24 protein-coding genes are annotated in these 24,992 nt (G+C 59.7%); 14 read left to right on the forward strand and 10 right to left on the reverse strand.

The window, feature by feature from the left end:
- Positions 1-160: 160 nt before the first annotated feature.
- Complete coding sequence (locus ACEN8Q_RS02970) at positions 161-295, reverse strand: hypothetical protein (RefSeq protein WP_413704468.1); 135 nt, start codon at positions 293-295, stop codon at positions 161-163.
- A gap of 314 nt (positions 296-609) precedes the next feature.
- On the opposite strand from ACEN8Q_RS02970, the gene ACEN8Q_RS02975 reads away from it, so the two are divergent.
- On the forward strand, positions 610-795 hold the full coding sequence (locus ACEN8Q_RS02975) for a hypothetical protein (protein WP_413704469.1): 186 nt from the start codon (positions 610-612) through the stop codon (positions 793-795).
- 126 nt (positions 796-921) lie between these two features.
- On the opposite strand, the gene ACEN8Q_RS02980 is transcribed toward ACEN8Q_RS02975, so the two are convergent.
- The 3 genes from ACEN8Q_RS02980 to ACEN8Q_RS02990 all read right to left on the reverse strand — a co-directional run bounded on the left by ACEN8Q_RS02980 (position 922) and on the right by ACEN8Q_RS02990 (position 3,245).
- Positions 922-1,692: a hypothetical protein gene (locus ACEN8Q_RS02980; protein WP_413704470.1), complete on the reverse strand. Its 771-nt coding sequence runs from the start codon at positions 1,690-1,692 to the stop codon at positions 922-924.
- Complete coding sequence (locus ACEN8Q_RS02985; protein WP_413704471.1) at positions 1,685-2,668, reverse strand: hypothetical protein; 984 nt, start codon at positions 2,666-2,668, stop codon at positions 1,685-1,687. The genes ACEN8Q_RS02980 and ACEN8Q_RS02985 overlap by 8 nt, the downstream gene beginning before the upstream one ends.
- Before the next feature lie 304 nt (positions 2,669-2,972).
- Positions 2,973-3,245, reverse strand: coding sequence for a hypothetical protein (locus ACEN8Q_RS02990; protein ID WP_413704472.1), 273 nt, complete (start codon positions 3,243-3,245; stop codon positions 2,973-2,975).
- Positions 3,246-3,689: 444 nt separating this feature from the next.
- Between ACEN8Q_RS02990 and ACEN8Q_RS02995 the strand changes: the two genes are divergently transcribed.
- The 3 genes from ACEN8Q_RS02995 (at position 3,690) to ACEN8Q_RS03005 (ending at position 6,528) form a co-directional block, all read left to right on the forward strand.
- Entirely contained in the window at positions 3,690-5,048 is a 1,359-nt protein-coding gene (locus ACEN8Q_RS02995; RefSeq protein WP_413427520.1) for an MATE family efflux transporter, read from the forward strand.
- 102 nt (positions 5,049-5,150) lie between these two features.
- The gene (locus ACEN8Q_RS03000; RefSeq protein ID WP_413704473.1) at positions 5,151-5,822 is read left to right on the forward strand and encodes a phosphoribosyltransferase; all 672 of its coding nucleotides are present in this window, start codon (positions 5,151-5,153) and stop codon (positions 5,820-5,822) included.
- 136 nt (positions 5,823-5,958) lie between these two features.
- Positions 5,959-6,528, forward strand: coding sequence for a YceI family protein (locus ACEN8Q_RS03005; RefSeq protein ID WP_413704474.1), 570 nt, complete (start codon positions 5,959-5,961; stop codon positions 6,526-6,528).
- Between the two features lie 133 nt (positions 6,529-6,661).
- On the opposite strand, the gene ACEN8Q_RS03010 is transcribed toward ACEN8Q_RS03005, so the two are convergent.
- A complete protein-coding gene (locus ACEN8Q_RS03010; RefSeq protein WP_413704475.1) occupies positions 6,662-10,042 on the reverse strand; it encodes an Ig-like domain-containing protein in 3,381 nt (1,126 codons plus the stop codon).
- 260 nt (positions 10,043-10,302) lie between these two features.
- Between ACEN8Q_RS03010 and ACEN8Q_RS03015 the strand changes: the two genes are divergently transcribed.
- On the forward strand, positions 10,303-11,025 hold the full coding sequence (locus ACEN8Q_RS03015; RefSeq protein ID WP_413704476.1) for a GNAT family N-acetyltransferase: 723 nt from the start codon (positions 10,303-10,305) through the stop codon (positions 11,023-11,025).
- Between the two features lie 151 nt (positions 11,026-11,176).
- Here the strand turns inward: ACEN8Q_RS03015 and ACEN8Q_RS03020 are convergent, their stop codons facing one another.
- Positions 11,177-11,617: a hotdog fold domain-containing protein gene (locus ACEN8Q_RS03020; RefSeq protein WP_413427515.1), complete on the reverse strand. Its 441-nt coding sequence runs from the start codon at positions 11,615-11,617 to the stop codon at positions 11,177-11,179.
- 164 nt (positions 11,618-11,781) lie between these two features.
- Between ACEN8Q_RS03020 and ACEN8Q_RS03025 the strand changes: the two genes are divergently transcribed.
- Positions 11,782-12,414 carry a TetR/AcrR family transcriptional regulator gene (locus ACEN8Q_RS03025; protein WP_413427514.1) on the forward strand — a complete coding sequence of 211 codons (633 nt, stop codon included), beginning with the start codon at positions 11,782-11,784 and terminating at the stop codon, positions 12,412-12,414.
- A 275-nt stretch (positions 12,415-12,689) separates the two neighbouring features.
- Here the strand turns inward: ACEN8Q_RS03025 and ACEN8Q_RS03030 are convergent, their stop codons facing one another.
- Together ACEN8Q_RS03030 and ACEN8Q_RS03035 are read right to left on the reverse strand one after the other, a co-directional pair.
- Positions 12,690-13,820 carry a P1 family peptidase gene (locus ACEN8Q_RS03030; RefSeq protein WP_413427513.1) on the reverse strand — a complete coding sequence of 377 codons (1,131 nt, stop codon included), beginning with the start codon at positions 13,818-13,820 and terminating at the stop codon, positions 12,690-12,692.
- 174 nt (positions 13,821-13,994) lie between these two features.
- Entirely contained in the window at positions 13,995-15,098 is a 1,104-nt protein-coding gene (locus ACEN8Q_RS03035; RefSeq protein WP_413704477.1) for an extracellular solute-binding protein, read from the reverse strand.
- Between the two features lie 110 nt (positions 15,099-15,208).
- Here ACEN8Q_RS03035 and ACEN8Q_RS03040 point away from each other — a divergent pair, with 110 nt between their 5' ends.
- Positions 15,209-15,982: a helix-turn-helix transcriptional regulator gene (locus ACEN8Q_RS03040; RefSeq protein WP_413427511.1), complete on the forward strand. Its 774-nt coding sequence runs from the start codon at positions 15,209-15,211 to the stop codon at positions 15,980-15,982.
- 28 nt (positions 15,983-16,010) lie between these two features.
- On the opposite strand, the gene ACEN8Q_RS03045 is transcribed toward ACEN8Q_RS03040, so the two are convergent.
- Entirely contained in the window at positions 16,011-16,952 is a 942-nt protein-coding gene (locus ACEN8Q_RS03045; protein WP_413427510.1) for a class I SAM-dependent methyltransferase, read from the reverse strand.
- A 279-nt stretch (positions 16,953-17,231) separates the two neighbouring features.
- Between ACEN8Q_RS03045 and ACEN8Q_RS03050 the strand changes: the two genes are divergently transcribed.
- The 7 genes from ACEN8Q_RS03050 (at position 17,232) to ACEN8Q_RS03080 (ending at position 23,848) form a co-directional block, all read left to right on the forward strand.
- On the forward strand, positions 17,232-17,849 hold the full coding sequence (locus ACEN8Q_RS03050; protein WP_413428795.1) for a cytochrome b/b6 domain-containing protein: 618 nt from the start codon (positions 17,232-17,234) through the stop codon (positions 17,847-17,849).
- Positions 17,846-18,631 (forward strand): molybdopterin-dependent oxidoreductase, encoded by a 786-nt coding sequence (locus ACEN8Q_RS03055; RefSeq protein ID WP_413704478.1) that lies wholly within the window; start codon positions 17,846-17,848, stop codon positions 18,629-18,631. Before ACEN8Q_RS03050 ends, ACEN8Q_RS03055 begins: the two co-directional genes overlap by 4 nt.
- Positions 18,632-18,684: 53 nt before the next feature.
- Positions 18,685-18,954, forward strand: a complete 270-nt coding sequence (locus ACEN8Q_RS03060; protein ID WP_413704479.1) for a pentapeptide MXKDX repeat protein — start codon at positions 18,685-18,687, stop codon at positions 18,952-18,954.
- A 376-nt stretch (positions 18,955-19,330) separates the two neighbouring features.
- Positions 19,331-19,843: a formaldehyde-activating enzyme gene (gene fae / locus ACEN8Q_RS03065; protein WP_413704480.1), complete on the forward strand. Its 513-nt coding sequence runs from the start codon at positions 19,331-19,333 to the stop codon at positions 19,841-19,843.
- A 10-nt stretch (positions 19,844-19,853) separates the two neighbouring features.
- Positions 19,854-20,888 carry an aldo/keto reductase gene (locus ACEN8Q_RS03070; RefSeq protein ID WP_413428798.1) on the forward strand — a complete coding sequence of 345 codons (1,035 nt, stop codon included), beginning with the start codon at positions 19,854-19,856 and terminating at the stop codon, positions 20,886-20,888.
- A complete protein-coding gene (locus ACEN8Q_RS03075) occupies positions 20,885-22,318 on the forward strand; it encodes an NAD-dependent succinate-semialdehyde dehydrogenase (RefSeq protein WP_413428799.1) in 1,434 nt (477 codons plus the stop codon). The genes ACEN8Q_RS03070 and ACEN8Q_RS03075 overlap by 4 nt, the downstream gene beginning before the upstream one ends.
- 165 nt (positions 22,319-22,483) lie before the next feature.
- Positions 22,484-23,848 carry an MFS transporter gene (locus tag ACEN8Q_RS03080; RefSeq protein ID WP_413704481.1) on the forward strand — a complete coding sequence of 455 codons (1,365 nt, stop codon included), beginning with the start codon at positions 22,484-22,486 and terminating at the stop codon, positions 23,846-23,848.
- A gap of 127 nt (positions 23,849-23,975) precedes the next feature.
- Here ACEN8Q_RS03080 and ACEN8Q_RS03085 read toward each other — a convergent pair whose 3' ends face one another.
- The gene (locus ACEN8Q_RS03085) at positions 23,976-24,851 is read right to left on the reverse strand and encodes a LysR substrate-binding domain-containing protein (protein ID WP_413428925.1); all 876 of its coding nucleotides are present in this window, start codon (positions 24,849-24,851) and stop codon (positions 23,976-23,978) included.
- Positions 24,852-24,992: the final 141 nt, after the last annotated feature.

The following is a 24,992-nucleotide window of genomic DNA, read 5'->3' on the forward strand; positions in this document are numbered from 1 at the left end:
CTGTATTTGAGACGCCGTGGAGAGCGTAGCCCTTGGCCATCATTCTTGGCAGGTACGACGTCGCACGTGGAAAAAATGTCCGATATAGAGGCAATTAATGCTGAATTGGCGGGGGACTACGACGGGCTCCATTGCAAAGCCTGTCGTACTCCAGGGGCAATTACGATTTCTTCGGCGGATAGTTGCCGCGCAGGCGACCGGACTTGTTGCCGGTTTTGCTCCGCAGGTTCGGTACAAGCGGGCGAGATCTGGGTTGGGGGTTGGAGCGGCTTTGGGGTTGCGGTTGTTTGCTCATGGTTCGCCTCCTGAATTTTCAGGGATTTGCGAAGTGGGTTATTGGTGAAGTTTAGCTAATTGACTGTGGGCTGGGTCGTTTGGCGCTTGGGGAATGTGCGCTGAGTGAAATCCGAAGGTTCATGGTCGAAACCCGAAAATTCATGGCGGAACAAAGCAAACTCAAGCAAGGGACCTCCTGGTATCCATTCGCGTTAGGGGCTGGTAGGGTGACCACCATCGTCGCCGCTTGAGTTTTGCCGTTGCGCAGCCCACCTTGCCCGATATGGGTTCACTCAGCAGGCACGAACGGTAACCTGCACAGGAAGTAGCAGCATGTCCACACAACCTACGAATCAATCCAGCATTGAACAACTGCACCGCGACGTTGCAGCTTTTGCCGAAGAGATGCGTCGTCCCGCCCCAAACGCGATCCGCTCTGCTGTGGTGCCGTTCAGCATCGGTGCCGCGCTGGCACTGGCTACCTTTGTCGTCGTCGCGGTTGTGGTTCGACTGATCTAGTCTCTTGCCCATTCTTCCTTTGTCTATGCAGAAAGGGGGCTGCAGAAAGAGTGGAGAAAGGGGACGGATTTATCAGTCAAAAATATATCTGTCCCTTTAATATTTTATTTATTTGTTTTTTCAAGTTTAGCTTGTTTGATGGCTAGAAAGTCGGCTGCGCGCGGCAAGGAGTTTGTATTTTTCTGATTGGAAAGGTACGAAGTCATCCGGCCAAGGAGTTACTGACTCGCATAGTAGTCTGTATTGCTCAGGAGCGCTAAGGTTGACTTTGAGTACAGGAATGCTAGTGGTAAGTTGGTTGCCCATAACTCCGAGCATACGATTTGCGTGAATTAAATCTTCATTGAGGTAGTGAGGGTAGTAACCAAGATGATGTCCAGTATCGGGGTTCACAACCGAAATTGCATTTGAATCGGCTTGGTTTCCTTCTTCAATGATACAAGTAAGTTTCGTATGGCTCTCTAGGGCGAGCAATTCTCTTTTGGCTGCATCTGAAATATAAGCAATGCCACTCATAAAGAATTTTAATCTATATTCGTTGTTTGCTGTTTTTTGCGGAACTTTGATGATTCGAAAGTTGTCTGTTTTTTTTGAGCCTCCTGAGGCGCTAAGAATTTCAAGAGGGTCGTTGGCACCGGGCGTCATATCTAGCCATGAAAGCATGGTGAAATATTCTGGACGTCTTTCAGGAATTAATCTGTTTTGAAAGAAAGGAAAAAGTTCGGCTGATACATACTCTTTATTCAAGATGCTCATTCGCGGGAACGGAATAAAGCTTTTGTTAAGCGCTCCTTGGGTGTAGGCAAAGCTATAGATTCCCTGGGACTCGGTTAGCTTAGCCACAGGTTCCCACATCGTTGTTTCGGGATCCTGCCAAATTACGAATGCACTACTCATATGTTTTTATCTGCCGCTTTCTAAATAATGGATCTAAGTTTTCCTTAAAGAAAGGTATCAAGGTCATCATATTCGCTTTGTTACAACGAAGCATTTCAAGAGCAAATTTTTTAGATACATCGCTCATTATTTCCGCAGGTATTGGGTCGATAGTAGCTTGCATTATGTCAGTAGTCAATGCGTTCAATTGGCCTAGCCAACTCAAAGCCGCTCTCGGATTAAGTATTCCAAAATATTCAAATGCTTTAAAAGTGCGAAGTCTTTTATCCTTTAAGTAAAAGTACGACTTCGCTCGTTGCACGTAGGTCGAAACATGCTGCCCTTGGTCGAGTGAGTTTAATCTATGCGTCTTAGTTGCATCAGATTCATTGCGACCCAAGCCCGCTGCATGATCGAATGACGGAGCAAGGTGGAAACGTCCCTTGCCGGTTACAATTAATCCCCAATTTTCGCTGTGTCGGTCTTGATTGGATAGCAGTGCATCAAGCATCAAATAGCCAGTGAAGAAATCAGCGGCGCTCTTAATGTTGGGTAAGCTGTTAAATCCTAAAGGTTTGTTTCTTATTATTCGTCGCAGTATGATGTAAACATGCATAATGTTTTGTTTTTCAGATTTTTTTGGGATTTCAGTATTGATTGGGGCGCTGTAGTTTTTTAGGATCTCGTTACCAGTTACAAGGTAGGCATTATCGCTGGAGATGAAATTTTTAGTTATTACGCCGCGAGTTGTGTTGTTGTGGGCTAACTCGTAATCCGCACATGGAATAAATAATTTCTTGGAGATTTCGCATGCGATTTTTTCTGACCAATCTTCCCCATCTCTTGAGATGAGTTTGTTGGTAGAGTCATATGTCTCAATTGACTTAAATAAATAATGATTTCCGGCAGGATCGGAGCACCAGTATTTGGCTTTGGTGCCAAGAGGCTCGAATTCCTCCTGTTTGAAGTTTGATATATCAAAAATTTCATATTTCATATATTCGCCACTTCAGCATAAATTTCTTGCATCTTGTTCTCCAAATAAAGCTTCGCAACTGAGAGGTGTTGATAATAGTGCAAAAAAATGCACTAGTTCAGTGTTGCAGAAGCTTATTGAGAGTAATGCGGTTTGGGGCATAAATAATGCTTTTATTATCGCTCGTTTTCGTAATATATCCACTGTTTTGATGTGGTTTCGTCCTATATTTGAGCTCTGTGATACTAGTGGGCATTTCTGATGCCTCGGAATTAAATAGTGTATATTTTTGTTAAAAAAACGGGCGCCTTCAGCGCCCGTTCATTCACTCCGCCGCCTGTGCCCGCAATCGCCGCCCAATCACATCCATCAAATCACAACCATCCCTCAACGGAATGGCCAGTAGTTTAGAAAAGTCGGAAAGCACCACCGTGTCGCAACCAATCTCAGCCCGGAAGGCAATATTCTCCAACACCTGCGTAGCCGCACGAATACGGTAATCCGCCATGGCTTGCAGAACGTCGAGTGGAGCTTCGGTATCAATGAGCAGGGAGGCCGGAACCAGGTCAATCCCGGTGAGAGGCATGTATCGATTCATTGTGAAGATCTCTGTTTGATTGGCTAAAGGCCGTTACTCAGTCGTCGCCAAACGATTGGGTGGCAGCTGTGCGCAGGTTGGCGAACCGGCAACAGAGAAAACCGGCAAACCCGAAGGTCTCCCGCGCACAGCCGCCATAACAGCGGCTTTGCGGGTGCGATGATACCTGCAATAAAGCGGATAGCCTTCGCATTCTCTGAAGTCAGGTCGCCAAACCCGAATCGCCATAACGGGCGACGGCGCCGACTATAAGCCGCACGGGATCAGTGCGGGAAGGTGAGGCATTCCGAGCTTTGTGTAGGACCTTTGACGATGAAACTTCAGACCTTTCACATCACGTCGCTGGAAATACAAACACAGACCTGAGATGTTCACTGCCGTTTGGTTTCAGCCACCAACGCTATCCTTAATCACCGCTCCTGCCGTCGAGATGGACCTTCGCTCATGCAAACCGCAACCCCCCAACGCCCCCTCTGGCAAACGTACCTGCTGTTCCTCGCCCCGATGGTCCTGTCGAACTTCCTGCAATCCATGTCCGGCACGGTCAACAGCGTCTACATCGGCCAGATGCTCGGCACCCAGGCCCTGGCGGCGGTGTCGGGGATGTTCCCCATCGTGTTTTTCTTCATCGCCCTGGTCATCGGCCTCGGTGCGGGGGCTGGTGTGTTGATCGGGCAGGCGTGGGGTGCGCGGGAGGCGCATCTGGTGAAGGCGATTGCCGGGGCGACGTTGTTGTTGGGGGTATTGATCGGGTTGGTGGCGGCGGTGGTGGGGAGTGTGTTTGCGCGGTCGGCGTTGGTGGGGTTGGGGACGCCGACGGATGTGCTGGACGATGCGGTGGCGTATGCCCATGTGATGTTGTGGATCATGCCGTCGCTGTTGGTGTTTGTGTTGTTCACGCAGTTGTTGCGTGGGGTGAGCGATACCTTGTCGCCGTTGTTGGCGCTGGTGGTGTCGACCATTGTTGGGCTGGCGCTGACGCCGGCGTTGATTCGCGGGTGGTTGGGTTTTGCGCCGATGGGGATTCAGAGTGCGGCGTTTGCCGGGTTGGTGGGTAACCTGGTGGCGATGGGGTTGCTGGCGTGGCGCTTGATTGGCAAGGGCCATCCGCTGGCGCCGGACCGGGAGTTCTTTGCGGCGATGAAGCTGGACATGGCGATTCTCGGCAAGGTGCTGCGCATCGGGTTGCCCACCGGCTTGCAGATGGTGGTGTTGTCGCTGTCGGAACTGGTGATTCTGGCGCTGGTGAACCAGCACGGTTCCCAGGCGACGGCGGCGTATGGCGCGGTGACGCAGATCGTCAATTACGTGCAGTTCCCGGCGCTGTCGATTGCGATTACCGCGTCGATCCTCGGGGCGCAGGCGATCGGGGCCGGGCGCATCGAGCGCATGGGGCCGATTTTGCGCACGGGGTTGATGATCAATGTGTGCCTGACCGGTGGCCTGGTGGTGCTGGGGTATTTGCTGTCGCATTGGTTGCTGGCGTCGTTCCTTACTGAGGAGGCGACGCGGAACATGGCTCAGCACCTGTTGCACATCATGCTCTGGAGCCTGTTGGTGTTCGGCTTCCAGGCGATTATCGGCGGCATCATGCGTGCCAGCGGCACGGTGATGATGCCGGTGGCGATTTCCATTGTGTGCGTGGTGGGTGTGCAGTTGCCGGCGGCATATCTGCTGGATGCGAAGTTCGGGCTGCAAGGGGTGTGGATGGCGTTTCCGGTGGCGTACCTGGGGATGCTGGTGTTGCAGACGCTGTATTACAAACTGGTGTGGCAGCATCAGAAGATTGAGCGGTTGGTGTAGGCGGGACGAAGGGGGCGGATAATGCTATGCACCGAAACCTGTGGCTACAGAAGGCAGGTTTGGCGGAAGTTGGCAGGCGTGTTCGCCTGGGGAGGTTTTTACATGAGCCCCTTGTCCCATTCCATCCTGCAAGACCGGCCGGCGGCCGGGCGGCGTTTGATCGAGCCGCTGCTGCCTTACGCCCAGCGGGCCGATGTCATCGTTCTGGCCTTGCCCCGTGGCGGTGTACCGGTGGCCTATGAAGTGGCTACGGCGCTGAAGGTTCGCCTGGACCTGATGCTGGTGCGCAAGCTCGGTGTGCCGTCCCACCCGGAGTACGCCATGGGCGCGATTGCCAGCGGCGGTATCCGGATTCTCAATGAGGAGGCGCTGCGGGTGCACCCGATTGATCGCGCGGCGTTCGACGCCGTGGTCGAACGGGAAACCCGCGAGTTGCTGCGCCGCGAGAAGGTCTATCGCGGCACGCGGCCGCCGGTGCAGCTCAAGGATCAGGTGGTGATCCTGATCGACGACGGCCTGGCCACCGGTGCTTCGATGAGGGCTGCGATCCAGGCGTTGCGGGTGCAGGCGCCATTGCGCATCGTGGTGGCGGTGCCGGTGGCGCCGATCGACACGGTGGAGGCGCTGCGCAACGAGGTGGATGAACTGGTCTGCCCGCTGATGCCCGAGTGGTTCACTTCGATCGGGCATTGGTACATGGATTTTTCCCAGACCTCGGATGCCGAGGTGATCGCGCTGTTGCAGCGGGCGTGGCAACGCGGGGAGTGCGGGTAGCGCTGACGGCCATCGGCAGGTGGTCGCAAATCACCGCGTGAGGTGGAATAAACGCCGGTTGTTTGCTTAAGTCATTTGATGCCACCCGACCTGTGCGGCACCCCAACTCAAGACGGGAGCCCTCCCGGAGAGTGCCATGAACCTTCGATCCGCGCGTTGCGTTGTTCTGGCCGGCACGCTGGTGTTCGGCCTGGTGCCGTTCGCTAAAGCCGTGGAATACAAGGATGTGAACGCCAGGGCCAGCACCTTGAGTTTCACCTATGAGCAGATGGGTTCGAGAGCCTACGGCACCTTTGGCAAGTTCAAGGCCAAACTGGACTTCGACACCGATAACCCCGGCGCCGCCCATGCCGCGCTGACCATCTACCTGAAGAGCATCGACGCCGGCAGCAGCGACGCCAACACCGAGCTGCAAAAAACGGCGTGGTTCGACACCGCGACTTATCCGGTGGCGACCTTCGAGTCGACGTCCATCAAGGCCCTGGGCGATAACCGCTACACCATCACCGGCAAGCTTTCCCTGCGGGGGCTTACTCGCGAAGTGAGTGTACCGGTGCTGCTGAAATCGGAGAGCGCCATCGGCATTTTCGAGGGCCAGCTGGTGCTCAAGCGTGACGACTTCAAGATCGGCGAAGGCGAGTGGGCGGACAGTGTGGTGTCCAACGAGATCAATATCCGCTTTCGGATGGTGGCGCCGCAGCGGTGACCGTCAGCGCAAATGCCAGGCACTTTGCCGATAGAACCGATAGTCAGTAAACCTCACCTCGGTACCACCTTGCGATTCGCAAAAGAAAAACGCCCGATCCACATTGCATGGACCGGGCGTCGATCAATCCGCTCTAGTGCACTGGCACCGTCACGGTTTTGCCGAAGGCCGATGTGACGGTCGCCGTCGGGTTAGGCGACGGGCCACTGCCGGTGGTGGTCACCGCTATATTCCAGCGTGCGCCTGTCGCCGTCGGCGTCAGGGTGGCGGTGCCAAGGCTCACCGGACCGGAGGTGGTCGTGGCAGTCGCCGTGATGGTATTGCCCGTGCCACGCGAGGTGGTGCCGGACAGGACCCAGTAGTAACGGCTGTTGCTGCGGGCGGTGACGGTAGCGCTGGTGACGATCAGGTTCTCGACGACACCTGCCGAGACCGCCACGGACACCGTCGTCGGTGCCGACTCCGCACCCTTGGCATCGGCGGCCTTATAGGTAAAGGTCGCGGTGAACGGCGCGGGGACCGTGGCCGGTGGTGTGTAGGTCACGCGCAGACCATCGGTGCTGACCGTGCCCTTGCCGGAGTCCGGTTGCTCCAGGCCCACCACTTTAAGCGGCACGTTACCGTCAGGGTCGGAGTCGTTGGCCAGGACGTTGATGGGCACTGGTTGGCCGTTGTTGCTGATGGCGCTGTCGGGGTTGGCGATCGGATTTTTGTTATCGCCGTCGTTGTTACGGGTATCGCCAGTGCGGAAGGTTGGCAGCGCGGCGGAGTTGACGTAGTTGACGCCGTCCCAGCCAGGCAGGGGCGTTGGCATCAACTGGAACTGGCCCGGGTGCTCGATATCCCAGCGCAGCAGCATGGAGGTGTCCTCGTGCTGGGTGTTGTGGCAGTGCTCCATGTAGGTCCCGGCGAATTCGCGGAAGCGGATCGCCATTTCCACATCCACCGAACTGTCGATGCCCTCGCCGATGCGATAGACGTCCTTGCGTGCCCATTTTTCCCATTCTGGTGGCGCCTTGCCGTCACGGTGGAGGATGATCCCCTCTTCGAAGTGCACGTGCACAGGGTGGTTCCAGCCGTTGCCGCCGCTCTTGATTTTCCACACTTCCATGGTGCCGTCGCCGGAGAACCCGGCATCGGTCGGGCCGTTCGCCAGTTGCGGAGCGGCGCTGATGATCCGAGGGTCCATGGGGTAGCCGAAACCACCGTCGGTCTTGATGGTCCAGGGGGCGTCGTCGGTGCCGTCGGAGCGGCCGAAGATGAACTCGCGATGGCGTGCCACCTTCAGCTTGGCCTGCACTACCGGATCGTCGCGGTTGATCGTCAGCGGGAGCATGGTCTTGCCGGCCGCTTTGCCCGGTTTGGCGGGTTCGTAGTCGGCGGGGTTCATGCTCACGTCCTGGCCGGCATAAGGCTTGACCACCAGCTGCAGGAACTTGCCCACCCCCGGGTCGCCGTTGTCCCATTCCAGCCCTTTGCTGCCCTGCTTGAGCACCGCTTTGTACTTCCCGGACAGGACATCGGCCAGGCTCAGCAGTGTAGCCTCCGGACCCTTGCCGTTCTGGTGCTCCATCAGGTTGACGAAGTACAGCTTGTCGCCGACGCTGATCCCGTTTTTCGCGAAGTTGACGATGATGTCGTAACGCTCGGCGATACCCATGGTGGGCAGGATGGCGTTGTGGTTCTGCATGTCGCCGTCACCGTCCAGGTCCATGCTGCCGTCGAACGGCACGGCATGTTCCATGAGGTTGCCGTCGTTGCCGACCATGTGGAACGGCACGCGGGTGTAAGACACGCCGGAACCTGCCGGGCCGGGGAATTCGCCACCGGAGCCTGCGACTTCACGCACCAGCGCGATCCTGAAGTAGCGCGACACCGAGCCGTTGAGGATGCGGAAGCGGTAGCTGCGCGCGCGCACATTCAGGCGTGGCTGGTACTGCCAGTTGACCAGGATCTGATCACCGAGGAAACCGTCGGTGTTGAACGGGTTGAACCACAGCTGGCCATTGGCGTCCCAGGCCTTGTCGGCCACCATCAGGTTGACGTCATAGTCACGGTTGCCCCAGGGCAGCGCCGAACCGCTGGGCAGGCGCAGGTTGACGCCGTCTTCGAAGGCTTCGTTACCGCGATCCAGGGCGCTGTAGTAGTTCATCATCACCGCGTTGCCCTTGTAGACGTTCTGTGCGGTGAAACCGTTCATGTGGTCATGGAACCAGTGGGTGCTCATGGTTTCACGCCAGTCGCCACGGATCTTGATGCTGCCGTTGTTGCACGTCTTCAGGCCCGGAGTGGCATCGTTGACGAACAGGGTTTCGCCCGGGGCGCAGGGGAACGCCGCGCGCGGATCCTGGGCGCTGGTGTTGATGGTGTCATAACCGGCCAGTTGAATTGGCCAGCGATAGTCGTAGTACTGCCCCGGAAAGAAAAACGCATTGGCAAAGCCGTCGCTTTCGGCCGGGGTGTGGCCGTTGTGTTCGTGGGTGCTGAGGGTGTGCAGGCCAAAACCCATGTTGGCCGACGGATCGATCGGCAGGGCGTTGTAGTGACGCATCAGCGTCGGTTGGCCGTAGCGCACCATCAGCAGTTTTGGCGGAAAGGTGCCGTCGAAGGTCCAGAGCGCCTTGTGGTTCTGGATCGGCATGTTGGGGTGGAAGCGGGTGTCGATGCCTTTGGTGGTGCCTGTCGTGGTCGGGAGGTCTGAAGTCTGGTAGTACAGCCCGCCAGGCCCGAACTCACCAACGGCGTAGTTGTGCAGCTGGCGACGGTCGCGCATGCCGCCATTGAGCTTGGCGCCCGCTTGAGCAGTCTTGAAGGCGACCTGCGGGTAGAACTCGTTCCAGCGCTGGTGCGACCAGCCTTTTCCTGGCGGACGACCTTCGGCTGGCGAGCCGACCGGATGGCGGTTGAGGAAGGCTTCGATCTGCGCTTTCCACGGGTTGCGGTCCAGTACGTTGGAATACTGCGACGGAAACGGGTACAGCCCCGGCTGGCGCATGAAGGCTTCCAGGGCCGCGGCCGAAGGACCGCTGCGGGCGATGTTGTTCGGGTCCTGCATGGGCGCCGGGCCGACGAGCGGAACCGGGAAGGTCAGGGGCGGTGCCGGCAGTGTCGGGTCGAGTTTTTCCGTGCCGAATTCTTCGAACAGCAGCAGTTGCTGGGTGTACGGCTGCGCCCCGAACAATGGGCTGGGCTTGCCATTGGTGGGGATCTTGAAGGATGTCTGCAGGGCTGGCGGCAGCACGTTGTCGGTCGTTGGCGTGGTGAGGCGGGTGCCAAAGGCGCCATTGGGCAGGGCGATGGCGCCCTGGAAGGCGGGTGGCATGGCCAGTATGGCATCCAGCGCGGCCTTGGGGTCGGCCGGCGGGTTGGTATACGCCGAAGGATCTGTTGGCGGCGGCTGGCTGACATCATCAAGCGGTGCGGCGTTGCCGATGCTGATGTTGATCAGCATCACAGCGGCGATGCCCGGTTTCCTGAAAAGGCCGAGCGACTTGAGATCAGGTATTCTCTTCATATTGTATTTCCTCGGGGGCGCGCCGGTGAGGCTGACGTTCGCAATTCGCTCTTTGCAAGAGCTGCGCCAATCGCGAGTGGATCCGAGGGATAGGAAAAATCGTTTTGTATCAAAAGATTGATGGCTGTGGTGGCGGTTATCGCGCCGCAGTGGGGGGGAATCCTCAATGTTGGGGGCCTTCACCCCCCGGTTCCCCCCACCGCGCAGGTGTCAGGCGCGCTATGATAGGCCGCCTTTTCCTCCCGGAGCCTGTCACCGCAATGCCCCTGATCAGCCACTTCAAGACTCCGTGCCCCGAGCACGTCAATAGCCAGATCCTGCAGATGGTGGTCGACAACCTGACCGACATCAGCATGGTCGCGATCCCGCCAAGCAACCTGCTGTACAACCTTTATCAGTACGCGATCGGCTATGAGGTGCACCTGTATCTGCAAGCGTTGAACGGTGAGAAAGGCATTGCCGTGGAGTTGATCGTTGCCACTGACGAAGACGACCCGGAAAAGGTGATCGGCTTTTTGCTGTACCTGCCGGTGCAGGACGATCCCGAGGCGTGTGGCGTGGCGTACATGGCGGTGCAGGCCGAGTATCGGCGCCAGGGCGTGGCCCGGCGGATGCTGCGGGAAATGGTCGGCCGCTATCCCCATGCCGAGCTGACTTGCGCGGTGGCCAAGGTGCCGTATTTCGAGGCGATGGGCTTTCAGGTGGTGGACGTGCGTGCGACCCAGGTGTTGATGAATACCCGTGACCACGCCACCGATGGCTTGATGGCGCTGCTGGATGTGGCGTCGATCTACAGCTCGCTGGAAGTGCGGCAGATTCATACCTACTTGCTGCAAAAGCATGGCAAGCGGGCCATGACCGACGCGGAAAAACAGCGCGACCGGCACCTGGACCAGTTGACGCACAAGGCCCAGGAATTTGTGCGGGGGCGGTTGGGGGACGATGCCGTACCGGCCAGTAGTCCTCGACTTCGGTTGGTCTGACCGAGTTCATCTAAACACCACCCCCCCTGTGGGAGCGGGCTTGCTCGCGAAAGCGGTGTGTCAGCCAACATTTTTGGCGACTGATACGACGCCTTCGCGAGCAAGCCCGCTCCCACAGGGGATTGGTTGCCCGCGAGAGCTCGCTCAGCGTTTAAGCCAGCTTCACATTCATGGTGATCCGCGCCGTGAACACCTTCTTGCCCTCGGCATCGTGAATGTCCACCGGCACGATCTTGTCGCCTTCGGTGGTCCAGTCCACGGCATCTCCCTCGGCTACCGCCGTCACATCGCTCTTGGCCTTGGCCAGGTATTCAACGGTCATGCCTTTGGGAATCCAGCGGGCGCCGGCGGGAATGGAAACGTCGGTCATCATCCCGGCGGCCAGCTCGGCGGCGTTGCACATCGCAATCGCATGCACCGTACCCAAATGATTGGTGATTTCCCGGGCAAACGGCACGTGCACGGTGGCGCTGCCTTTGCGCAAATCCTTGACCAGCGGGTTGATGGTGGAGAAGTAGGGCGCCACCTGGCAGGCCATTTTGCTGAACGCCTGCGGGCCTGCGCTGCTGAACATGCTGAGGAACTGACTCATTTTGATGCCTCTTGAGGATGACAGTTTGAAGAACAATATTCTTTAACAGAATAATGTTCTGCAACGGAACAGTATTCTGTCGAGGAGAAATCTGTCAACCTAGTGCCACTTGTTCGTTGGCAACCGCCAGCTCCACCTATGACTTTTCTGGACCGTTTTTCAGCATGGAAACCGCCGATCTGCTCGAACGCTGCTACCCCGGACGACGCGCCGAACTCAAGCGCGACATCTTCAGAAAGGCCCTCGGCCTGTTCAACGAACAGGGGATCGAGGCCACCACCATCGAAATGATCCGCGCCGAATGCGACACCAGTGTCGGCGCGATCTATCACCATTTCGGCAACAAGGAAGGCCTGGTGGCGGCGCTGTTCTTTACCGCTCTCGACGACCAGGCCCGCTTGCGCGACAGCTACCTGGCTGAGGCACACACCACACAAACGGGGGTGCATGCGCTGGTGCACAGCTACGTGGATTGGGTCGATAGCCAGCCGGAGTGGGCGCGGTTCCAGTACCACGCGCGGTTTTCCGTCACCAAGGGGCCGTTCAAGGACGAACTCGCCAGCCGCAACAAGACACGCAACAAGCAGTTGCTGGAATGGCTGGGCGCACAGGGGAACGAGCTGGGTGGTTTTCCGGCGGAGTTGATACCGTCGTTGATCGTCGGCCAGGCAGACAGTTACTGCCGCGCCTGGTTGTCGGGCCGGGTCAAGGGCAGCCCGAAGGCGTACCGGGACATGCTGGCCGAGGCGGCGTGGCGGTCACTGTGCATCCCCAACTCCAATGAACATCCCTTGTAGGAGCGAGCTTGCTCGCGATGGTGTGTCAGGCTGAGTGGTGTCACTGACACTCCATCGCGGGCAAGCCCGCTCCTACAGTGAGCTGTGATGTTTTTCAGAGGCAAAAAAAGAGCCTCAAAGCTCTTTGATGGGGAGGAAGTAGAGCCATTGAGGCTCAAGATGCGCATGAAGCAGGCGGTGAGCTTGGTAGGGGTTCAGTTCACTCACCACCTGCGCAGCGGCTTGAGCAAGCAAGCGACTGCGCAACTTCATCCTAAAAAGACCTAGCGTTTCACTCAAGTACCGCTAGTCGCATCCCCCGGCCAGCCGGCGCGACGCAAGGCCTTGAGCAAGGTCTCGGCATCCAGCCCCGGTACCGCGTGCCCGTTGCCTTCGGCGGTGTCGGCGGCGAGCAAGGCATTGATGATGGCTTCTTCCACGGCCTCGGTGGCGGCCAGGAACAGCTCGCTGATGTGGTCGTTGTTGACCATGCTCAGGTTGTGGGTGGTCGGCGCTTTCTTGCTCTCATAGGCGGCCGGTGGCACGTGATCGTTACCGGTGGCGAAGGCGATGAAAATGTCGCCGCTGTGGTCTTCATTACCGCCGCCAGTGCGGGCCAGGCCGAGGCTGGCGCGCTGGGCCAGACGGGTGCACTGGTGCGGCAGCAACGGCGCATCGGTGGCCAGGCAGACCACGATCGAACCCATGCCCGGATGGGGCAGCGATGCCTTGAGGAACGGCGAATCGACCTGTTCCATGTAGCGCCCGACCGGATACCCGTCAACGCGCAGTTCATTGCGAATGCCGTGGTTGGCCTGGACGATCGCCCCGACTGTCCAGCCGCCCTGGGTGCTGTTCAACCGTCGCGACGCGGTGCCGATGCCGCCCTTGAACTCGTGACAGATCATGCCGCTGCCACCGCCGACATTGCCTTCGGCCACCGGGCCACCCGCCGCCGAACGCACGGCCTGAGCCACGTGTTCCGGTTTGACGTGAAAGCCGTTGATGTCGTTGAGCAAGCCGTCGAAGGTTTCCAGCACCACCGGCATGTTCCAGTAGAGGCGCCCGTCATCCGGTTGCTGCTCGCGGTCGATCACGATCAGCGCATCGCGCACCACGCCCAGGCTGTGGGTATTGGTGAAGGCGATAGGGCTGGTCAGCAAGCCTGCTTCGCGAATCCATTCCAGCCCCGTGGCATCGCCGTTGCCGTTGAGTACATGCACACCGGCAAAACACGGTTGCTGGCTGGTGGAACCGGCGCGCGGTTCGATGACGGTGACGCCGGTGAGGATGTCGCGGCCATTGGCAGTGCGTCCTCGTATATTGCTGTGGCCGACCCGTACGCCGGGAACGTCGGTGATGGCATTGAGCGGGCCGGGTTGCAGTTGGCCGATCGGGATGTTCAGGTCGCGGGCACGTGGTTTCATGGTTTTCTCATCTTCGAGTCGTGGCAGAAAAAATCTGTGGGGCACTGCAGTTCCTGTGGGAGCGGGCTTGCTCGCGAAGGCGTCGTATCAGTCGCCAAAAGTGTTGGCTGACATACCGCTTTCGCGAGCAAGTCGGATCGCCGCACCGCCGCTCCCACAGGGTTAGTGGTGTGTCTACTGGCCATTCTTGACCTTGCTCCAGATCCGCGTCCGCACGCGCTCGGTCGCAGGCGGCAGGGGCTGGAGGGTGAACAAGGTGGCCATGGCTTCGGCCGACGGGTAGACGGCCGGGTTGCTGCGGGTCTCTTCGGCGACCAGTGTCGTGGCGCTGCGGTTGCCGTTGGGATAGTTGAGGTGGTCGCTGACCGGGGCGATGACCTCGGGGCGCATCAGGTAGTCGATGAAGGCCAGCCCTTGTTCCGGGTGCGGGGCGTCCTTGAGCAGTACCAGTGTGTCGAACCACACCGGCGCACCTTCCTTCGGCAGGCTGTAGGCGATCTTCACGCCGTTGCCGGCCTGCTCGGCGGTGGTCTTGGCTTCGAGCATCGCGCCGGACCAGCCGACCGCCACGCAGATGTTGCCGTTGGACAGGTCGCTGATGAACTTCGACGAGTTGAAGTAGGCAATGTGCGGACGCAGCTTCAGCAGCAAGGCTTCGGCCTTCTTGTAGTCCTCGGGGTTGGTGCTGTTGGGCGGCAGGCCGAGGTAGTGCAGGGCAACCGGCAGCATCTCTGATGGCGAGTCGAGCATGGCCACGCCGCATTCGCCGAGCCTGGCCAGGTTCTCTTCCTTGAACACCAGGTCCCAGGAATCCACCGGCGCCTTGTCACCCAGCACCGCGCGCACTTTGTCGACGTTGTAGCCAATGCCGTTGGTGCCCCACAGGTAGGGCACGGCGTACTGGTTGCCCGGATCGTTGTTGGCCAGTTTCGCCAGCAGATCGGTGTCCATGTTCTTGAAGTCCGGCATCTGCGCACGGGGCAAGGGGGCGAGGGCGCCGGCCTTGATCAGCGTGGGCAAACTGAAGTTGCTGGCCACCACCACGTCGTAGCCGCTGCGGCTGGTGAGCAACTTGCCCTCGAGCACTTCGGCGCTGTCGAAGGTGTCGTAGACCGGCTGGATCCCGGTGTCGCGCTTGAAGTCCTGCAGAGTGGTGGGGCCGATGTAGTCGTACCAGTTGTACACGTGCACCGTCGGGGTTTGGACCGCAAACGCCGACAGCGACACCGCCAGACAGGCGCCAAAGCCCAGATTGAAATACAAGTGGTGACGACTCATGATGCGGCACTCCTGGCCTGTTGCGGCCGGTGGTATTCAGGAGTTTTCAGCGTATCGACCGGGGTGGCCTTCACCCATTCCCATCATGGGTTACTCAAAAGGGGTAGTGCGTGGACGCGTTGTTGAAAGAGTTGCCGGTGCACCAGGGGCTGGCGCGGGTCTTCACGGCGGTGGGGCGGGATGGTTTCTGGCGTGCACTGGTGGACACCCTGCGGTTGCTGGTGCCGCTGGACAACGCGTTGGTGGCGCTGATGCGGCCGGGCCATGTGCCGCGCCTGCTGATTGATTTCGATGCCAAGGGCAACGGTGACGAGCAGGAAGAGCTGGCGGACTACCGGGCCGGCATGTACCTGCTCGATCCGTTCTATCAAGCCGCTTGCGCCGGCATCGCCGACGGCTTGCACAGCCTCGAATCGGTGGCCCCCGACCAGTTCCAGCACAGCGAGTACTACCTGAGTTACTTCAGCCGCGTGGTCGGTGGGGACGAGTTGCAGTTCATGGTGAACCTCGACGGCGCCGTGCTCGGCCTGTCCCTCGGGCGTTCGGTGCGCTTCAGCCTGGAGGAACAAGGCCGCCTGCTGTGCGTGCGTGACTGGGTATTGGCGGCGATGCGCCGACACCTGGATCTGACGCCACTGCAAGGGCCGGTCGCCGAACCGCCGGCCAGCGATCTGGCCACGTTACTCGATCGCTTCGACGCACGCCTGACGCTGCGGGAAATCGAAACCGCGCGCCTGATTCTCCAGGGTTTTTCCAGCAAGGCCATCGCCCAGAAAATGGGCATCTCCCCGGAGACGGTGAAGGTGCATCGGCGCAACCTCTATCACAAGCTCAATGTGAACGGGCATGGCGAGTTGTTTGCACTGGTGTTGCAGCCGCGGTGATCTGAGTCAGGCTACAAAAAAGCGGGACTCAGTCTCCGAGCCTGAACACCAACGCCTTCAACCCGCACTCCACATCCGCATCGGGAAACTCTGGCGGGTTCTCCAGGCGCTGCTCAAAGCGCAGGCTCGGCGCTTCGCGGGTCACGCCATCGATCAGGAAGTCGGCACCAAACGCCGGGTCGTTCATGCAGGCCAGAACCGTGCCTTGCGGGCTGAGCAGTTCCGGCAAGCGGCGCAGTACGCGCTGGTAATCCTTGGTCAGCAGGAAACTGCCTTTCTGGAACGACGGCGGGTCGATGATCACCAGATCGTACGGCCCCTTGCCGATCACCTTGCCCCAGGACTTGAACAGGTCGTGGCCGAGGAAGCTCACCTTGCTCAGGTCGTGGCCATTGAGGCGGTGGTTGTCGCGACCACGGCTCAGGGCCGGGCTGGACATGTCGAGGTTGACCACGTGGCTCGCGCCGCCTTCGATGGCCGCCACCGAGAAGCCGCAGGTGTAGGCGAACAGGTTCAACACCCGCTTGCCTTCGGCATTGGCGCGGACCCAGTCGCGACCGTAGCGCATGTCGAGGAACAGCCCGGTGTTCTGTTTGCGGCCCAGGTCGACCCGGTACTTCAGGCCACCCTCGGTGATGTTCATTTCCTCGATGACGTCCCCGAGCAGCCACTCGGTGGTGCTTTGCAGCAGGTAGCGATGCTGCAACAGCAGTGTATGGGCACCGGATTGTGTCCATTGCGCTGATTGGGTGATCGCCATCAGCACCTGCTTCAAGTCTGCCAGTTGCGTCGCTTGCGGCTCCTTGAACAACGCCACCAGCACCACGCCCTGCAACCAGTCCACGGTCACTTGCTCCAGCCCCGGCCAGCAGCGGCCACGGCCGTGGAACAGGCGGCGGGTTTCTGCGGGGGCGGCCGCGAGGGCGGTGAGCACCTGTTGGTTGAGGATGGCGAGGGCTTCAGGGTTCATCGGGTCGGGTCGGTCATTTGTAGGGGGCGGCATTTAACCATAATTGCGCAACTGGTGAATCACCACAAAACAGGGTGGGAGCGGGCTTGCTCGCGAAAGCGCAGTGTCAGTCAACATTGATAGCGACTGACACTGCGCCTTCGCGAGCAAGCCCGCTCCCACAGGGTTCTCGGTGTTCGTTGGGAGCGAGTTATCACAATTAATTTAACTCTGCGTGAGGATTTGGCGATCTTCCCGCTCCCATAATCGGCCCCAACGAACAACAAACGGGAGCCGGACATGTCGCAGACCACTGCTTCACCCAAGTCCAGTCATCCACGCTGGCTACGCCTGACCCATTGGCTCAATGCCCTTGCGGTGCTGGTGATGGTCACCAGCGGCTGGCGCATCTACAACGCCTCGCCGATCTACGAATTCAGCTTTCCCAAGGCGATCACCCTCGGCGGCTGGCTGGGCGGCGCGCTGCAATGGCATTTCGCGGCGATGTGGTTCCTGGCGATCAACGGCCTGATCTACCTGGCCTTCAACCTGTTCAGCGGACGCCTGAAGCGGCGGTTTTTCCCGGTTTCGCCCAAAGGCGTGCTGCAGGACCTGTGGGCCGCGTTACGCGGAAAACTCGGGCACGCCGACCTCAGTCATTACAACCAGGTGCAACGCGTCGCTTACCTGTTCGTGATGGTCGACATCACGCTGCTGGTGCTCTCCGGTCTGGTGTTGTGGAAGTCGGTGCAGTTCCCGCTGTTGCGTGAATTGCTGTTCGGTTACGAAGGCGCGCGCCGTGTGCACTTCTTCGCCATGGCGCTGTTGGTGGCCTTTGTCGCGGTGCACCTGGTGATGGTCGCGCTGGTTCCGAAAACGCTGTTGGCCATGATCGTCGGCCGCAAGGAGCAGGTATGAAAAAGCGCATTCAGGTACCCGGGCTGGACGAGGCCTCGATCCTCACCGACGCCCGCAAGATCCTCGCCCCGCAAATCGAAGACCGCTCGCGCCGTTCGTTCCTGCTGCGCGGCCTGACCCTCGGTGGCGTGGCCATGTTGTCCGGCTGCAACATCACCGACAACGACAGCGTCGAGACTGCGCTGTCGTCCATGTCGCGCTTCAACGATCGGGTCCAGGGCTGGCTGTTCAACCCCAACGCGATGGCGCCGACCTATCCCGAGTCGATGATTACCCGGCCGTTTCCCTTCAATGCCTTCTACGGCATCGACGAGGCGCCGACGGTGGAGGAGGAGAGCTATCGCCTGGAGGTCACCGGCCTGGTCGCCGACAAGCGCAGCTGGCGCCTCGAAGAACTGCGCGCCATGGCGCAGACCGAGCAGATCACCCGGCACATTTGCGTCGAAGGCTGGAGTGCGATCGGCCGTTGGGGCGGCGTGCGTTTCAGCGATTTCCTCAAGCGCATCGGCGCCGACACCGATGCCAGGTACGTCGGTTTCAAATGCGCCGACGACTACTACACCAGCATCGACATGGCCACTGCGCTGCATGCGCAAACCCTGCTGACACTGACTTATGACGGCGAGGTGCTGCCGCGCCAGTACGGCTTCCCGATGAAGCTGCGCATGCCCACCAAGCTGGGCTACAAGAACCCCAAACACATTCAGGCGATTTTCGTCAGCAACACCTACAGCGGCGGTTTCTGGGAAGACCAGGGCTACAACTGGTTCGGTGGCAGCTGATGAACGTGCGAAACATTCACCGTCCGCAAACCCGTGCTCCAAGGAGATTCATCATGAAAAAGTTGACCACCGTTGTTCTGTCCATGTGCCTGGCCGTTGGCGCTGCCAGTGTTTTTGCAGCCGATACGATGAGTAACGACAGCATGAGCAAGGATTCGATGTCCAAGGACGCCATGTCCAAGGATGCGATGAAAAAAGACGCGATGAAGAAGACCGACTCGATGTCCAAAGACAGCATGTCCAAGGATGCAATGTCCAAGGACACGATGAAAAAAGATGCGATGTCCAAGGATGCGATGAAAAAAAGCGAAATGTCGCAGTAAGTCCAGACAACCGCGATCCATTGTAGGAGCGAGCTTGCTCGCGATGGTGTATCAGTCAGCCCGTCATCGACTGACACTCCATCGCGAGCAAGCTCGCTCCTACAGGGGGTCGTGTTGTGCAGGGGTATGACTTGAAGTCATACCCGCATGACTTTTAATGGTTACAGCCCCGCCAACCCCCGGTGTTAAAAAATCGCAAACCAGCTCATCAACAACAAAAAAGAGCGTTTGCAACCATGACTCATCATCACTGCCGCGTCTTCGCCAACGTCCTGTTGCGCTCTTCGAACCCGAACATTTGCCACGCCAGGCCCTGTGCCTGCGTGCGCTGCTGAACACCCAAACACATCCCTCTGCGTCCCCAAGAGTAATGATCATGAAAGAACTCGACCTGTACATCGGTGAAGGTTTCGAAGGCCCGGGCGTGAACGCCGCACACATCAACATCCTGATCGGCCCGCGCAACGGCCCGGCAGGGCAGGCGTTCGCCAACAGCCTGGCCTCGCCAAGCCAGGGACACTGCCCGTTCATGGTGATCGCCCAGCCGAACATCCCGGTCAAGCCGATGACCCTGTATGTGAACAAGGCCGCGATCAGCAGCGACCTGCACGGCAACGCCACCTGGGGCGCGTCCCAGGCCGGCATCGCCAAGGCGGTTCTCGAAGCGCTGCTCGACGGCACCCTGCCGCCGGAAGCCGAGGACGAGTGGGCCATCGTGACGGCCAACTGGGTCAACCCGGCCTGCGACGACCTCGACGCCGTGTACCTGCACAACTACAACGCCTGCCGCACCGCGATCCGCGCCGCCCTGACCGGCAAGCCGGAAACCGCGCAACTGGCCGATGTGGTCAATCACATCAGCAACCCTTTCTACACGCCAAAAGCCTGAGGTCCGCGCCATGCAATACATCCGTTTGGGCAACTCCGGCCTTGAAGTCTCCCGCCTGTGCCTGGGCACCATGAACATGGGCACCCCGGACTGGAAACCGTGGATCTTCGATGAGAAGAAAAGCGAACCGATCGTCAGGCACGCCCTGGATAACGGCGTGAACTTCATCGACCTGGCGGACTTCTATTCCGCAGGTGTCGGCGAGGAAGTGGTGGGGCGCATCGTCAAGCGCCTGGCCCGTCGCGAAGACCTGGTGATCACCACCAAGGTCGGTTACGGCACCCGCTCCGGCATCAACGCCAGCGGCCACTCGCGCAAGCACATCATGGACAGCATCGATGCTTCACTGAAGCGCCTGGACATGGATTACGTCGACGTTTTCATGCTGCATTACTTCGACGTGAACACCCCGGTCGAAGAAACCATGAGCGCCATGAACGACATCGTGCGCTCCGGCAAGGCCCGCTATATCGGCGTGTCGACCATGCTCACCGGGCAGTTGGCAAAGATCCTCATGGCCTGCGAGCGCAATGGCTGGGTCAAGCCGATCAACATGCAGCTGCAATTGAACTGCGCCTACCGCGAAGAAGAACGCGAGATGATCCCGTTCTGCCGCGACCAGGGCCTCGGTGTCTCGGTGTTCAGCCCGTTGGCGCGAGGCCTGTTGACGGGGGACGCACAATCGACCCGCAATCAGACCGACTTCTTCACCCAGCAGATGTACAGCGACGAAGCCTCGTTCGAAATTGCCCATTCGGTGCAACGCGTGGCCCGTGCCCGCGGTGTGTCCAATGCGCAGATCGCCCAGGCGTGGGTGGCCAACCATCCGGGCGTGGATTGCATGCTGGTCGGCGCCGACACCACCGAACAGTTCGACAGCGCCCTCGCAGCGCTGGAGACCAAACTCGATGCTGAAGAGCTGCACGAGCTGGAACGCAATTACACGCCGTGTGACGTGATCAACGATTACACCGCCGGCAAACGAATCCTGCGTACCGCCCGTCCGGGCCTTGAGCGCTTCAACCTGACCGAGGCCGTGGCATGAGCGCGTTGATCCGTCACGGCAACTTCATCGATGGCCAATGGTCCAGCGGTGGCGCCACGTACCCGGTGCTGAACCCGGCCAACGGAGAGCTGATCGCCGAGGTGCAAAAGGCCGGCGCTGAAGAAACTGATTTGGCTATCGAAGCCGCCAACCGTGCATTGCCAGCGTGGCGCAAGCTGACCGCCAAGGAACGCAGCCAGCGCCTCAAGCGCTGGAGCGAACTGATGCTGAGCAACCAGAAGGACCTGGCCACGCTGCTCAGTCGCGAACAAGGCAAGCCACTGGCCGAAGCCATGGGCGAAGTGGTCTACGCCGCAAGCTTCCTGGAGTGGTTCGGCGAGGAAGCCAAGCGTGCCTACGGCGACGTGATCCCCAGCCACAAGGCCGATGCGCGGATCATCGTGGTCAAGGAAGCCATCGGCGTGGTGGCGGCGATCACCCCGTGGAACTTCCCGTTGGCCATGGTCACCCGCAAGGTCGGCCCGGCGCTGGCCGCCGGTTGCACGATGATCCTCAAACCCTCGGAAGAAACCCCGTTGTCGGCCTTTGCGTTGGCGGTGCTGGCCGAGCAGGCCGGGATTCCGGCCGGGGTGTTCAACATCGTTTCCGGCGATGCGGTGGCGATTGGCGGCGCGCTGCAAGCGTCCAGCGTTGTGCGAAAACTGTCGTTCACCGGCTCGACCCGCACCGGCAAATTGCTGATGCGCCAGGCCGCCGACACCTTGAAAAAGGTCTCTCTGGAACTGGGCGGCAACGCGCCGTTCATTGTGTTCGACGATGCCGATCTGGATGCGGCGGTGAAAGGCGCAATGGCTTCGAAGTTCCGCAACACCGGGCAAACCTGCGTCTGTGTAAACCGCTTCTTCATTCAGGACGGCGTGTACGAAGCCTTTACCGGCAAACTCGCTGAAGCCGTAGCGGCCATGCGTGTCGGCAGCGCCCTGGACGGCGAAACCGAACAAGGTCCGCTGATCAACAGCGCTGCGCTGGCCAAGGTCGAACTGCACGTGAGCGACGCGGTGGAGAAGGGCGCCAAAGTCTTGTGCGGCGGCCGTCGTCATGCGCTGGGCGGCACGTTCTACGAACCGACCATCCTCGCCGAAGCCAACAGCGAGATGCTGATCGCCCAGGATGAAACCTTTGGTCCGGTGGCTGCCTGCTTCCGCTTCAAGGACGAAGCCGAGGTGCTGCAAAAGGCCAACGACACGCCGTTCGGTTTGTCGGCCTACTTCTACAGCCGCGACATCGGCCGCGTCTGGCGCATGGCCGAAGGCCTGGAAGCCGGCATGGTCGGGATCAACGAAGGGATCATTTCCACGGAAGTGGCGCCGTTCGGCGGCATCAAGGAATCGGGCCTGGGTCGCGAAGGATCGAAGTACGGTCTGGATGACTACCTGGAACTCAAATACCTGTTGATGGGTGGTCTGTAAGCGCCACGCCGCCCCCCTGTAGGAGCGAGCCTGCTCGCGATGGACGTCAACGATAACGCTGGGAGCCTGACACCCCGCGGTGCCCTGAAGTCCATCGCGAGCAAGCTCGCTCCTACAGGGATACACGTTTCATTTCTCCATCAATAACAACAACTGGAGACGAACATGTCCGTAACACCGGTAAAAATCGATGACCTGCCCATCGGCCGCTTTCACATCAAGATCGCCGGCCTGACCTTCGGCGCACACTTCACCGACGGCTACATCCTCGGCCTGATCGGTATCGCCTTCACCCTGCTGAGCCCGCAGATGCAACTGGATGCATTCTGGCAGGGCCTGATCGGCGCTTCGGCCCTGATCGGCCTGTTTCTCGGCAGCCTGTTCTTCGGCTGGATTTCCGACAAGGTCGGCCGGCAGAAAATCTTCCTGGTCAGTTTCATCCTGATCACCGTCGCTTCGGTGATGCAGTTCTACGTGGAATCGGCGATGGCGCTGTTCCTGTGCCGGGTGCTGATCGGCATCGGCCTGGGCGGTGACTTCAGTGTCGGCCACGCCATGCTCGCTGAGTTCGCACCGAGAAAGCACCGTGGTGTGTTGCTCGGCTCGTTCAGCGTGATCTGGACGTTTGGCTACGTCGCCGCGACCTTCGTCGGCACCGCCATGCTCAGCCTCGGCGACGATGCCTGGCGCTGGATGCTGGCTTCGTCGGCGATCCCGGCGGCACTGATCCTGATTGCCCGTATCGGCACCCCGGAATCGCCCCGCTGGCTGGTCAATCAGGGCCGCATCGCCGAGGCCCGCGCCATCGTCAAGAAACACCTGGGCGACCACGTCGAACTCGACGAAACCCCGTCCAGCGAAATCCGCTCCGGTTACGCCGTGCTGTTCAGCCGTGAATACCGCAAGCGCACGGCGTTCAACTGCCTGTTCTTCGTGTGCATCGTGATGCCGTACTTCGCCATCTACACCTTCCTGCCGTCGATCCTGCAGAAAATGGGCCTGGCCGAAGGCTTCGGCACCGAACTGATGTTGAACATGTTGCTGATCCTCGGCGCGCTGATCGGCATCTGGTGCACCATCAAGTTCACCCGGCGCGGGTTCCTGATCAACTCGTTCATCATTCTGGCGGTAGCGTTGTTCCTGCTGGCGGTGTTGCCGGGTAGCGCGGCATGGCTGATGGTGCTGGTGTTCGGCGTGTTCACCCTGGTGCTGTCGGCGGTGAGCAACCTGGTGGGCGTGTTCCCGGCCGAGAGCTTCCCGACCGAAGTGCGTGCCAGCGGTATCGGCCTGGCCACGGCGGTGAGTCGCCTGGGTTCGGCGATCAGCACCTTCCTGTTGCCGGTGAGCGTGGCGGGGATCGGTTTGAGCCCGACCATGGGCATTCTCGCGGCGATCCTGGCCATCGGTGCGTTGCTTTCGTGGGCGTGGGCACCGGAGACCAAGTCGTTGACCTTGAGCCAGGCGTGCAAGGCGCAGAGTCCGGTTGAGGGTCAATCGCCGGTGGCGGTGAAAGTGGCAGCGCCGGTCTGACTGACTGTTGCAGATCCAAATGTGGGAGCGGGCTTGCTCGCGAAGGCGTCGTGTCAGTCGCTATTGATGTTGGCTGGCACACCGCTTTCGCGAGCAAGCCCGCTCCCACAAGGGGAATGTCGGTGACTTAAGGGTTGCTGACCAACCCCAACCACTCGGTAAACAACCGTACCTTCGACAGGCCCTGCTTGTCGTTCGCCACATCCAGCCAATAGCCATACGGCCCGACCACTTCCACCGGGGTGATCGGCAGCAGGCTGCCATTGGCCAGTTCCTTTTCGATCATCTGCCGGTCGATCACCGCCAGCCCGCCGCCCGCCAGTGCGGTGTGGATCACCTGGTCCAGGGTGCTGAATTCCAGCCCTTGCCCGGCATCGACATCGTTGCGGCCCATGGCCGCCAGCCAATTTTCCCAGACCTTCAAGCGTTTGCCGTCGTGCAGGATGTGCAGCAATGGAAACTGCCGCAGGTCCGGCGGCTGGTCACCGTTGAACAGCTCCGGGCTGGCCACGGCGATGTGCCGTTCCATCACCAGTAGCTGGCTGCTGCAATGACTGGCCGCCTCAAGGCCGAAGCGGATGTGGCAATCGATCTCCGCGAGGCTCTCATTGCCCATCTGGTTGGTCACGCTCAGGCTGATATCGGGATAACGTTGCACGAATGCGCGCAGGTGTGCCGACAGCCAGCGTGTGGCCCAGGTGGGCGGCGCGACGATGCGCAGGCGTTGGCGCAGATTGGGCACCCGTACGGCTTGCAGGGCGCGTTCGATATGGTCGAAGGCTTGCGCCAGATGCGGCGAGAGGGCGGTGCCGGTTTCGGTCAGGGTCAGGCCCTGGGGCGTGCGGACGAACAGCGCGACGCCGAGATAATCTTCAAGCTGTTTGATCTGCCGGCTGACGGCGCCCTGGGTGACGTTCAATCCCAGGGCCGCCTGGCTGAAACTGCGATGCCGCGCGACTTCTTCAAAGACACGCAGCATGTTGAGCGAGGGCAGTTGACGCATGGGAGGGGGCTCATTTGCGAGGATGTTTTGTAGCGCCTATCTGACTATTGGCAACGAGCCGATGCAAGTGTTGTTTGGGCTGACGCCTTCGCGGGCAAGCCCGCTCCCACAAATCCCTGTGGGAGCGGGCTTGCCCGCGAA

This window comes from Pseudomonas sp. Pseusp16 (genome assembly GCF_047324915.1).
GTDB classification, from domain to species: domain Bacteria; phylum Pseudomonadota; class Gammaproteobacteria; order Pseudomonadales; family Pseudomonadaceae; genus Aquipseudomonas; species Aquipseudomonas fluorescens_CD.